This is a genomic window from Legionella sp. 16cNR16C (assembly GCF_021297775.1).
In the GTDB taxonomy this organism is placed as follows: domain Bacteria; phylum Pseudomonadota; class Gammaproteobacteria; order Legionellales; family Legionellaceae; genus Legionella_C; species Legionella_C quinlivanii_A.
In genome coordinates, this window is record NZ_JAJTMX010000002.1 from 134,718 (window position 1) to 147,640 (window position 12,923).

Here is a 12,923-nt window from a genome sequence, read left to right on the forward strand (position 1 = left end):
TCGCTGCGTTCGGGATGACGTCGGGAGTGGATTATTGTCTCCAAAAATTCAGACTTGGTTCCTCATCGGTCTCCATGGGTATGCCAGGAAACAAATCATCTAGCAATGCCTGCATTGGTGGTTGCGATGTGTACAAACCATCCGGTGTTTCTTCTGTGGGTGGAAACCGATAGCTTGTTCCAATCTCAGATTTTTCCTCTTGACGATGCCGTTTATCAGGCGCTGCTTGAGCCCCCTCTGCTTTGCGCTTTTTACTGCCAAAAAATGATTGAGAATTGCGCCCAGGCGAATCGATTGGAATGACGTCTTTAAGTGCGGGTAAATAGTTTGACAGGGTTTTAAGTTCCCCAGGTTCAAGATGGTATATTAAATCGTCATACTCCACTGCGGATGGATTGAGGGCTGCTAACATGGGTTTGGCGGCCGCAAGGAATAGTACAATATCAAAATGCATACGCCTTTTCATAAAGAAAATCACATCATCAACAGAGCTGAGTATATTCGATAAGGATTGCTGCTGATTATTGCAAAAAGTTATAAATTTTTCCTGATCCTCGTTAAAAAGCTCAAGCATACTGCAAAAAATGATTCGAGCAGTTTGCTTGGGCAGTTTTTGGGTTAGCTCCGTTAAAATCAAGCTGGCTTGTTCAAGGCTTGAAAATCGAGGCAAGACTATTATAAACAATTTATAGCATTGTGCAGGAGTTAAATAACTGCTGAACGATATAAAATCTGCGGGTGAGTTAATTGCTTGCGGCAGAAAGTTAAATAGCCTATCTATAACCGGCTCGCATTCATCTAACTTCATGCTGGACAGAGCAGCGAGAGTTGTAGATTGGGAAGAATTGGTTATTGTCAGTTTAGGGATAATCTGTTCTAACTGCTCTTTGCTTAAATAACGGGAAATAGAAATTAGCTCCCACAAATATTTAATATTCTGGGGGAAAAAATCCTTCAATAGTTCAAATGCTTCTTTACGACCCTCATTATCTAAATGAGTAAAAAGGATGGTAATTTTATATGCATTTTTATCGGCCCACCCAGTCATTTTATTTTTAAACAGGTCAAATACCAATCGACATTCTTTGTTTGAAAGCGCATTATTGCTTATAAAATTCGATAGGTAAGAGAAAGAGCTAATCGATGAACTTAATTCCTTTGCAAAGGTTTTGAAAATGCGAGAACGCTGCCCCTCATTCAAAAATTTTAATGGTCCCCAGATGAAATCATTAGCTCCCTTGAACAACCCTGAAAGCACAAGATTACTATAGATAAAATCATTAACAGTTTCCCGCTGAGCAGGCGAAAGATTGGTTAATAAAATATTCCAGTTTGCTGCTGAATCTACAAGGATTCTTAACTGGGGAAAAATGAACTGATGAAATACTTTTTCTCTTTGTTGAAAACTACTAAAGCGAATAACATTGGAGAGGGTGGTCACAGAGTCCCAGTGGAAGCTCGGTAAACGCGCTTCTATGCTTGAAAAAATAGAATCGGTTTGTTCTCGTGACTTACGCAGAAATTGACGTTCCTCTTCACAAAGCTTTTCTTCATGCTCGGAAGTGATTTCTGCTACTGAACTAAGCTTAGCAGGCAAAATCGCTTTATTGACAAGCCGCAATTGTTCAAGAGCGATAGGTTCAATAGTCTGTAGTAATGATTCGAAAGAGAGGATCTTGTCTGGATCTGTTAATGACATCATTAGGGAAAGGGGCCTAAGAGGTATTGGATGCCAATAAGTTTTTCTTAAAGCAGTATAGATTTGTTCCGGGGTTCGATTTTTCGTGAGCTTGTCTATTGGTATGATATCAAGCAACTCATTAAATTGTTCCAGAGTCAGCGATTTGCATAAATCTAACAAATTCTGGGATGTTTTGACCCAGATCGGAAAATTCTGTTTATATACTGACAACAAATTCGCGGCTTCCTCAGAATTGAGTGAGGCATAGATCTTAATAAAACTATTAAGATTTTTTATATTATCTATTTTTTCTTTTAATCCCTGAGGAAAAATGAGTGTTTGATGAGCGGGTGAAAGCGTATTATAAAGCTGAGTAAACTCTCCTATATTTTTTGGCAGCCTGGGAAGTCTTTGTTTCATATCATCGAATAAAGCCTGTTTCTGCGGAGTGTCTTTTAAAATACGCAATGAATATATTTTGCAGAAAGAGGAGCTAGTATTTATGAATTTAGGTAGTTCCTCTCTGATCGAATCTAAAATAGCTACTTGTTTATCTGAGCTAAGCTTCCTCATGAAACCTGAAAATCTGCTTGATTGTTGAATGCAAAGTTTAATGAAGTATTGCTTTATCTGCTCGCTGATACCCTTGCATTTTTCTATATCCAAAGCGCTAAAAAGATGAATAAGCAAAGGAGTTAAACGGTCCAGCTTTTTGTTTTCACCATCAAGTAGTGATTGACTTAAAGCGCCTAAAAGCGCATTCAATTTAGCAGGGGATGTGGTCAATGCAAAAAGAATCAGGGACTCGGTGTTTTGTGAATTGAGTAAAGAATCTGTTATTTCCTTGTCAGAACATATAGAGGCAATCTCTTCTTCGCTTAAGCGTTCAAGCACTTCAAAATCCTGGGGATGAGTAAAGCTAAGTTTTAATGAAAAATACGACAGCAGTTTTCGGCTTAAATTTAGCTTGTCCTGGCCATTAAATGCTTCCTGATTAATGAGTTTCTTTTTAAAGAGGGTTTTTGCATCTTTAAAAGATTGCACTACCTCAGCAACTAACAATTGTTTTTTATCATTACTGATGCCGATTTTGCTCAGTATTGGAGCATGTTTTTTTATCAGTTTTTCTAGCTGATCCCCTAAAATTTTAAGGCAGGTATTGGGATCTTCCTGGTTATTTTTTTTAAAAGCAAATTTCCTTAATTTCGTGAGGGAGCCCGCGAGTGTCGGTGGTATAGGAGTAACCAAGGTAGATGTTGGCTTGGAAATAAACCCTAATTTTGAAAGAACATCATAAATAACCTGGCGTGCCTGTTCCAGTTGATCTGGATTGGGTTGGTCCATCTTTACTAAGGGCTTAAGGAGGTTGATATAGTCCCTGATTTCGGATGGCAATTTATCAGCTGAATTTATAATTTTAACAATCAGGTCTTTGTCGAAAGCTTTAACACTAGGGGCAGTAAACCCACGCACTTTGTCGATAAAATCCCTGACTTCTTGGGGCTCCTTACTGTGATTATCCATTTGATCATACCAGGCCAGGAAATCATAGATATTTTTATCAAAGAATTGACCTGCGGTTAATTCCTTACCTACGCCGTGGACGCTATTTTCCCGCATTTTCTGGCGTAAAAGATTAAGCTGGCCTAGCAAATTGCCATTATCTAATGTCAGTGCATCAAGACGTTGTTTGGATTCATAAATTGTCTGGGATTCAAAGCAGTGCTGAGCCAATCGATAAATTTCATTACAGTTCATTTCGACTGAACTGGGTTCCGTTTTATCATCGATATAGGGATTATATATCGTGGGTATACCAGCATTTTCATCAAGCACCAGCAAAGCGCGCAATGGAAGCAGGTGAGTGCCAGCATCATTTAAAATATGAGTAGAAAGAATATGAACCAGATCCATGTCCCATTCATTTGTCTGGTTTCGGACTGGTATTAAACAAGGATAATCTTCATGCACAGACTCAACGCATTGTAAGCTGGGAATTAGAAATAACAGAGGATTTGCCGGTTCTCCATTTTTTGAATGCGGTTTGTTGGAAGCGACAACTTTGGCCGCTTCGCACCAGATTTTAGTGACTGAATGATTCGGTAATGCAGTATAGCAAAGCAGATTGCCGGTTATGATCTTCCAGTTTTCGATCAGCGCTTCTTCGAGCGCTGCTAATGGATTATCTGCTTGTGAAACGCTTCGAAGCAGTTTGAAGCTGTGAATAGTATAGGCATGTATAGCTTTTTCATGAAGAGTATGTGCAGGACCTGCTGCTTCAAAGTCGTCAATCAGTTGTGGAAAAATTGTCTCAATACTATTAAAAAATAATTGCTCTTTATTACCCATTATGTTGTTCTTTCGTAAGTCTAAGTGATTTCTGGTATTGCTGCATAATAAATTAATTATTCATTTTGAGCAATAGTTAATCACATTGGTTTTTAAAATTAATCTGTGATAATGATCTTAGCTATTATTTTTTACATGAACTGGAAGTTATTTAGACGGAATTGAATATGTTGATAGCTATACAGTCTAACCTCAGCTGCTCCCTAATTAGAGAGCAGCGATAACCTAGTCTGTATTAATACGACACTGCGTTATTATCTCGAAAAACCCAGGTCTGACTCTTCATCGGTATCCATTGGTATGCCAGGAAACAAATCGTCCAGCAATGCGTGCATTGTTGGTTGTGAGGAAGATAAATCATCCGGTGTTTTCTCTGTAGATGGAAACTGATAGCTTGTTTCGATATCAGAGAGTTCGTCTTGTCGACGTCGTTTACCAGGCGCAGCCAGCTCTTCGTTTGCCTTGCGTTTCTTACTGCCAAAAAATGATTGAGGATTTAGCCCAGGTGAATCATTTGGAATGACCTCTTTAAGCGCGGGTAAATAGTTTGACAGGATTTTAAGTTCCCCAGTTTCAAGACGGTATATTAACTCGTCACACTCCTTTGCAGATGGATTGAGGACTGCCAAGAAAGGTTTGGCGGCTTCGAGGAATAGTCCAATATTAAAAAACATACGTTTTTTCATAAAGAAAATGACATCATCAACAGAACTGAGCAAATTCGGTAAGGATTGCAGCTGGTTATTGCAGAAAGTTATGAAGTTTACGCGATCGTCGCCAATAAACCCAAGCATAGTGAATAAAATAGCACTGGCAGTCTCCTTTGGCCTTGTTTTGATCAGAAGAGGTGCAATCACGAAGGACTGTTCAATTCCAAGTCTGTCTAGAAATTCGAGACAAGAATCTGTTGTGGTTAAACTCGGTGACAATTCGGAAAATACTGTCACAAACAATCTATAGCATTGTGCAGGGTTTAAATAGTTGCTGAACAATATAAAATCTTCCAGTGACTTAATTGCCGCCTGGAGAAAATCAAATATTTTATCTATAACCGACTCGCGTTCATGTAACTTAATGGTTCCTAGTCTCGAGAGAGTCCAGTTCCTGGTTGAGTTGATTATTTTCAATTTGGGCGCAATGCGCTCAATCTGTTCCTTGCTTAAATATGGAGAAATAGAAATTAAATCTACTAAAGATTTAATATTTTTGGGGATAAAATCCTTTAATAGCTTGAAGGCTTCTTGGCGACCCTCATTATCTAAATGAGCAAAAAGGACGGTAATTTTATAAGCATTTTTATCGGGCCATCCAGTAATTTTCTTTTTAAACAAGTCAAACAGTAATCGGCATTCTTTGTTTGAAAGGGTATTAAGGCTTATAAAATTCGATAGATCAGAGAAAGAACTAATCGAATAAGTTAAATCCTTTTTAAGGGTCGTGAGTATATGAGAACGCTGCCCCTCATTCAAAAATTTTAAGGGGCCCCAGATAAAATCTTTATCTCCCCTGAATAAGTCTGAAAGCACAAGGTTATTAAAGATGAAATTATTAACTGTTTCACGCTGATCAGGGGAAAGATGAGTTAATAAAGAACTCCATTTGACTGCTGAATCTACAAGGGATCTTAACTGTGGCAAGATAAATTGACGAAATATCAGTTCTCTCTGTTGAAAATTACTATTTTGAAGAACATCAGAAAGAGTGGAAACCGTATCCCAGCTAAGTTCTGGTAAGCGCTTTTGAATTTTTAGAAAAAGTTTTTCAATTTGCTCTCGTGACTTACGCAAAAAGAAGCGCTCCCCCTCATCAAGTTTTTCTTCATGATCGGAAGTAATTTCTGCTACTGCATTAAGCCTGGCAGGCGAAATCGCTTTATTGACAAGCCGTAATTGCTCAGCGCTAATAGGTCCAATTGCCCTTAGTAAAGACTGGAAAGAGAGAATAGCGTCGGGATCTATTAATGAAATCAGGAGGGAAAGGGTTCTATGAGGTATTACTGCCCCAAAATACTTTGTATCGAACACAGAATATACTTGCTCTGGAGTAACTTTGTTCTCAAGCTTGTCTATTGGTATGATGTCGAGCAACTCATTAAAGTGCTCCTGGGTCAAGGTTTTGCATAATTCTAACAAATGACGAGATGTTTTGACTCGGGACGGGAAACGCTCTTTATGTGCTGAAAACAAATTCGCTGCTTCATCAGAGCTGAGTGATGCATAGATCTTAATAAAAGCATTAAGACTTTTTATCTTATCTATTTTCTCCTTTAATCCCTGAGGGAATAGAAGTTCTCGATGAGCAGGTAAAAGCGTTTTATAAAGATGGGTCGACTCACCTATATTTTTCGTCCACCCAGCAAGCTTGTCTTTCATACCATTGAATAAAGCTTCTTTTTGCGGGGCATGTTCCAAAATATCCATTGAATATATTTTACAGAAAGATGAGCTGGTATTTATTAATTTAGGCAGTTCCTCTATGATCGAATCTAAAACAGCAAGACGTTTATCTGAAACAAGTTGTCCTACCAATCCTGAAAATTTGCTTGGCATTTGAATGCAAAGTTTACTCAAATACTGTTTTATCTGCTCGCAGATACCCTGACATTTTTCAATGTCCAAAACACTAAAAAGATGACGAAGCAAAGGGATGAGACGAGCCAGCTTTTTATTTTCACCATCGAGAACTGACTGACTTAAAGTACCTAAAAGCGCATTCAATTTAGCTGGGGATGTGGTCAATGCAAAAAGGATTAATGGCTCAGTATTTTCTGGATTTAGTAAGGCATTCGCGATTTCCTTATCAGCACAAATGGATGCAATCTCTTCATCGCTTAAGCGTTCAAGAACTTCAAAATCCCGAGGATGAGTAAAGCTGAGTTTTAAAGAAAAATGCGATAGCAGTTTGCGGCTTAAGTTTAACTTGTCTTGGCCATTTAATGTTTCCCGATTATTGAGTTTATTTCTTAGGGTGGTTTTTGCATCCTTAAAAGATTGAACGACTTCAGCAATGAGTAATTGTTTCTTTTCATTACTGATGCCGATTTTACTCAATATGGGAGCATGGTTTTTTATCAGTCTCTCTAATTTATCCCCTAAAATTTTCAGACAGGTACTTGGATCTTCCTGATTACTTTTTTTAAAAGCAAATTTCTTAAGTTTAAGAAGTGATACGGCAAGTGTTGGGGGGATTGTGACTGAATCGGATGTTTTGCCTGGAATAACCCCTAATTTTGAAAGAACCTCATAAATAACCTGACGTGCCTGCTCTAGTTGATCCAGATTGGCTTGATCCATCTCCACCAAGGCCTTTAGGGGATTGATATAATTCTGAAATATTTCCTTGACTTCGGATGGCAATTTATCAGCTGCATTTATAATTTTAACAATCAGTTCTTTGTCGAAAGCTTTAACACTAGGGGCAGTAAAGCCACGCACTTTCTGGATAAAATTCCTGACTTTTTCGGGTACTTTACTGTGATCATCCAGTTGATCATACCAAGCCAGGAAATCATAGATATTTTTATCAAAGAATTGACCTGCGGTGAATTCCTTACCTACGCCATGGACGCTATTTTCCCGCATTTTCTGGCGTAAGAGATTAAGCTGGCCTAGCAAATTGCCATTATCTAATGTCAGTGCATCAAAACGTTGTTTGGCTTCATAAATTGCCTGGGATTCAAAGCAGTGCTGAGTCAATCGATAAAATTCATTTTCGTTCATTTCCACTGAAGCAGGGGCTGTGTTGTCATCGATATAGGGGTTATATATCGTGGGTATACCAGCATTTTCATCAAGCACCAGCATAGCACGCAATGGAAGTAAGTGAGTGCCAGCATCATTTAAAATATGAGTAGAAAGAATATGAACCAGATCCATGTCCCATTCTTGTGCATGGTTACGTACGGGTATTAAACAAGGATAATCGTCATGCACTGATTCAGCGCACTGCAGGCTGGGAATCAGAAATAACAGAGGATTTGCTGGTTCTCCATTTTCTGAATGCGGTTTGCTGACGGCGACCACCTTGGCCGCTTCGCACCAGACTTTAGTGACTGGATGATTCGGTAAAGCCGTATAGCAAAGCAGGTTGCCAGTTATAATGCGCCAGTTTTCAATCAAAGCGTCTTCAAGTGCAGCTAATGGATTCTCTGATTGTAAAACGCTGCGAAGCAGTTTAAAGCTGTGAATAGTATAGGCATGTATAGCCTTCTCATGAAGAGTAGGGGCCTGATCTGCTGACTCAAAATCTTCAATCAGTTGCGGAAAAATGGTCTCAATGCTATTGAAAAATATTTGCTCTTTTTTATCCATTGTGTTCTTTCGTAAGTCTTGGTGATTACAGGAGTTGCTTTATGATAAGTTAATTATTCACTTTGCGCAATGGTTGAGCATATTGGTTTTTTGAAGTTGGTCTTCGCACTCGCTTTAAATGGATGCTGTAATTATCTCGCTAAGGTTTCTTCTTCTTTTTATTCACAGCCGTTGATTTTTTCTCAGCCGCTGCTGTAACATTTGGTCTTCCCCCCGGAATTTCGTATCCCGTAACGGGATCGACTGCATATCTGCCGCCCGCTAAATCATCGAGTTGGTCATCTGATATTTTTTTATAATTTTTCTGAGCAGGTTTTTTGGGACTTGACATGATAAGTTTACTCAAAAAGATCTCTCTTTTTAAATTAGTATTTGTAGCTGGAAATATCAAATATTTTCCCCTGATTTTCATGGTTGTCAGAAAAACAGGGGAAGGGTTTTTGATCCACTAAATGAGTTGTTCAGAGTTACTCATATTGAGGCAAACTAATCGCATTTGAGACTGACTTTATCATCCCCAGGACTTTGTTCGAGCGTTCTTCTGCAATCTCCTTGGAAACTTCATCATCTACCAGAAAAGATTTGCTCACCCAGACACCAAATTCCTGATTGGCATCAACAAGGGGACGCAGCAGCTCATTATAACGAGTAAACGCCTGCATATAATTTCCATTCGCAGCTTTTAATTCTCCCGCCAGGATATAAGCTCCCACAAAAGCCAAATTATTACCTTGCCCGGATAAGGGAGAAGGGCAATAGCCCGCATCACCGACCAGCGCAATTCGCCCTTTGGTCCAACTATTCATTTTGACCTGCATAATCGCGTCAAAATAAAAATCATCACTTTCTGGCATTCGATTTAAAATATTTTGCGTTTCCCAGCCAAAATCACGAAAAGTATCATACAGAAATTGTTTTTGTTCCTGCTCATCGCGAGGGTTTTTGAGCACATGCTCTGAGCGGAACATAAACCCTGCTCTTGCGACTTCAGGATTGTTATCGCTATTGATTGATACCAATTTGCAATTGGCTTCACATTCCAGGTCAATGTGACTCAATCCAAGATAATTCGGAATAGTAAATGTACTAAGATAGGAACCCAGGTGAACCAGTTGATATTCATTTTTATTAAAAATCATGCGTCTGGTAGCGGAATGTATGCCATCTGCGGCAATCACCAGGTCGTAATTAATCACTTGGCCATCATTGTAATGAACCAACACGCCATCAGCACTTTGCTCCATGCGTATGACGGATTGATCAAAATCACAAGGGACATCAGTGATTGTGCTCATGAGAATTTCAACCAAATCACCGCGAAGAATTTCCACTTCGTCATCTTGCCTGAATCCAAATTCCTCACCCTGTACTTCGTGCAAAACCTTACCTTCTGAATCAACATAGCGGCCGCATTCAATTCGCGTGCGCATATCACATATCTGCTCATAGATACCCATATCTCTGGCGATATGAGTGGCTATGCCGCGAACATCCAGAGCTTGCCCTCCTGTTCTAATGGAAGCAGCTTTCTCAATCAAACATGGCGAAAACCCAAATCTTTTCAGCCAATAACAAATAGCTGGACCCGCTACTCCAGCACCAATTACGAGAATTTTGATATCTTTAGACATTGAGAATTACCTGAATGCTGCCTCTGATTAAAGGGCCTGTGTTAACTTTATCCTGGTTAGCTGCTGCTTTACATGGTCAGTTAAAAGTGTTTTACAAGCGCTTATCCAGTTAATGTGCCACCATTGGACATAGTGTGGATTAATCACGCGAACGTAACATAGAGGCTTAAAAAAGTCAATAATTAATCATTCATTTGAGATTGCGATTCCATTTGAAGGAGCTGAACTGGAATTATCTTTGTCAGAGAGGCTGACAGGCCTTGACGTCTGGTTTTTATTAAATATTCTATGCACGTTTGAAGCACTCTTTAGAGCAGACAAAGGAGAGTTCACATAATTTAAAAAACCTTCCAATGTCCGTTCAACAGATTGATATCGATTGCAAAAAGCTAACAAGTAATTCTTTAATTCTTTGATAGTCAGCCTGGCAGTAAGTTCCACAGGGGTTTCGCGAATGTCTATTTCTAATTTCAATGCCTTAATTAAGGTTGAAATCTCTGCTTTTTTTATTGTAGCCGGCATTCTTATTGTCTCATCGCAAGCAATTTGACCATTAAACAGCTGTTGAACAGACTCCTCATTTTTGCTCACCATTACAACTTTCAATGTTTCGCCCTCATCAAGCGGCATTTTTAATTTATCGCGCAGATAAATGCGGGGATTAAAGTGGCAGGAAGTAATGTCTTCCATATTGTCAATTATTAAGATACCCTGCTCGTAGCTTATAGCCTTATAAAAACAGTCATCAATATATTTTTCCTGGTCTTTAGGGGATAAATTAACGAGTTCTCCCGCTTTCATATACACGATTTTATCGGGTTGTTCCGGGAATAGGTTCAAAGCGCAGCTTGTGGTTCCTGTACCCTGTTTTCCGGTAACATTCACAATCATCGGGTTTAAGTAAGCAAAACTGCTTTCTTTATCAAGGAGAGCTGCCAGATTTTTTCTCAGAGAGTCATTCCAGGGGCAGAAAACGCGTGATTGCAATAATTCCCGCTCCGTTTTTTTCCGTCGATTCTTTTTAATTGCATCATCAAGGCAGGATAGGAACTGCGTATCATTAAGCGGAATAATCTGGCTTGAGTCTTCAATTTTATACTTGCCATTATCAAAACTGACGAGCTGAGAGACACCAAATCGCTTCATAGTGCTGTCAATAAAAGCTTTTATGCCGGCACCGCTTAATCCCTCGGATTTCTCTGCAAGCATTTCAATGTCCAATGAGGCCTGAACTTTATTTTTTTCCTGAAGAGGGCACAAATACAGGCGCAAAATAGCCAGGCGATCTTTATAATTTGGTAATCCAATATTAACATGTACATCAAGACGCCCGGGGCGTATTAATGCCTCATCCAAACGTTCAAAATAATTGGTTAAACCAATAATCATCAGATTCTCAATGGCATCTACACCATCAAGATAGGTTAAAAGTGTCGTAGTTAAATCGGCTTTAATTTGCCTGTTAAGATCCTCACCAGAGCTATCACGAGAGCAAACCAGTGCATCCATTTCATCGATAATGACCACATGGGTTACCGCGGGGTTTTTTTTCGCTTCGTCCAGAATGCGGCGAAGATTTTCAGCTGACTGGCCTACGTATTTTGAGATTAAAGCAGGCCCATTAATAACCGTCACATTCTCTTTCCCAATAAAGTCATTAGCAATAGTGCGGGCTATTAATGTTTTACCTGTGCCGGGGGGACCATATAATATGCCGCCGCGTGGTAACTTAAGATCAGTTGCTTCCAATTGTTCTGGAGAAAGTGATCGGGGTATGAATAATTGCTCTACAATGAATTGCGTTTCATCAGTATAACCGGCTACTCCGTGCTTATCCCAGGCGAGCGTTATTTTTTCTCTGATTTTCATATATTCAGGTACAGGCGCAGGCTCTTGTATGGGTTGAACCTCTTCTTCAGGCGCATAAGATAAGGGTTGCAAGTGAGTCTGGTCCGTACTCACTTCGCTTATACGTTCCATTAGAAACTGTGCCGGGGGTTTTTGTATTTTGTAGGGAGGAAACCATGATGGGGGTAATACCTTTAAATGATGAAAAAGGAAGGCGATTTTGATTAAATGCAGTTTGTTTTCAGCCACTTCAGGCTCAAAAAAAACCTCCTCGCCACTCGACATTTTTTGATAATAACTATTTATCAGTTTCTGACTAAACTCTTTTATTGAATAGCCTTTGATACATGCCAGGCTATACGCATTTAAATGAGCAATAAGTGCATCGTTGTTAATATTAATTCGGTTATTGCGGGTAGACTGATGTTCTGCCAGAAGGTTTAAGCAGGTATAACATTCTTCAAATCGCTTTAATTGACTCAAAATCTTGATTTTAAGATTCATTGCATAGCTGTATACTTTCGAACCAGTCCAGGAAACACTATTGAGATTTTTCAGGATTAGCTCAATGAGATCTATCGTCTCCTGAGCCGATAATTGGCTTTCATATTCCTCCAAATACTTAATTATCTGCTCTTTATATTTTGTCTGAGTTGTCGATGATAATCTGATTAATAATTCAGAAAGATATTTTTTGCATTCCTCTTTTTTATTCAGTGCCTTAGTACACTCAACAAGGCCTTCTAATACCTCGATATAGGAGACTGCAGCCTCTGAGTCCAGATTTCGAGCCTTATAAATAATGATTAGGAGATCGAATGCTTCATTATAGTGCTGGCCATTTTTATAAAGTGTTGCGAGTTTTATACGATTTTTAAATAATTGTTCTTTTATTTCCTCTTCATCCACCGGCCCTGAAAGCAACGATAATATTGAATTTGCTCTTTTAAGCTGTTCCTCAAGTTTTTTTATTTTTTGTTTTATTTCTTCTATATTATCGTGCATGGTAAAACCTTTTAAGAAAACGTAACTCCCCAACACGTCATCCTGAGCGTAGCGAAGGATCTCACTGCTTAGAACTGAGCCAGATTCAGGAGATCCTTC

At 39.1% G+C, this 12,923-nt stretch carries 5 protein-coding genes; all 5 read right to left on the reverse strand.

Features of this window, described 5'->3' with window-relative positions; translation table 11 throughout:
- Nucleotides 1–31: 31 nt before the first annotated feature.
- The 5 genes from LXA66_RS04535 to LXA66_RS04555 all read right to left on the reverse strand — a co-directional run bounded on the left by LXA66_RS04535 (nucleotide 32) and on the right by LXA66_RS04555 (nucleotide 12,824).
- Nucleotides 32–4,030 (reverse strand): hypothetical protein, encoded by a 3,999-nt coding sequence (locus LXA66_RS04535; protein ID WP_233012168.1) that lies wholly within the window; start codon nucleotides 4,028–4,030, stop codon nucleotides 32–34.
- A 254-nt stretch (nucleotides 4,031–4,284) separates the two neighbouring features.
- Nucleotides 4,285–8,340 carry a hypothetical protein gene (locus LXA66_RS04540; RefSeq protein WP_233012170.1) on the reverse strand — a complete coding sequence of 1,352 codons (4,056 nt, stop codon included), beginning with the start codon at nucleotides 8,338–8,340 and terminating at the stop codon, nucleotides 4,285–4,287.
- Between the two features lie 139 nt (nucleotides 8,341–8,479).
- Nucleotides 8,480–8,686 (reverse strand): hypothetical protein, encoded by a 207-nt coding sequence (locus tag LXA66_RS04545; RefSeq protein WP_233012172.1) that lies wholly within the window; start codon nucleotides 8,684–8,686, stop codon nucleotides 8,480–8,482.
- A 121-nt stretch (nucleotides 8,687–8,807) separates the two neighbouring features.
- On the reverse strand, nucleotides 8,808–9,971 hold the full coding sequence (locus LXA66_RS04550) for a tetracycline destructase (RefSeq protein WP_233012174.1): 1,164 nt from the start codon (nucleotides 9,969–9,971) through the stop codon (nucleotides 8,808–8,810).
- Nucleotides 9,972–10,157: 186 nt separating this feature from the next.
- A complete protein-coding gene (locus LXA66_RS04555; RefSeq protein WP_233012175.1) occupies nucleotides 10,158–12,824 on the reverse strand; it encodes an ATP-binding protein in 2,667 nt (888 codons plus the stop codon).
- Nucleotides 12,825–12,923 lie beyond the last annotated feature (99 nt).

Bases quoted from the DNA above. Each gene is read 5' to 3' on its own strand.
- LXA66_RS04540 (WP_233012170.1), bottom strand. From the start codon at position 8,340: ATGGATAAAAAAGAGCAAATATTTTTCAATAGCATTGAGACCATTTTT.
- LXA66_RS04555 (WP_233012175.1), bottom strand. From the start codon at position 12,824: ATGCACGATAATATAGAAGAAATAAAACAAAAAATAAAAAAACTTGAG.
- LXA66_RS04535 (WP_233012168.1), bottom strand. From the start codon at position 4,030: ATGGGTAATAAAGAGCAATTATTTTTTAATAGTATTGAGACAATTTTT.
- LXA66_RS04550 (WP_233012174.1), bottom strand. From the start codon at position 9,971: ATGTCTAAAGATATCAAAATTCTCGTAATTGGTGCTGGAGTAGCGGGT.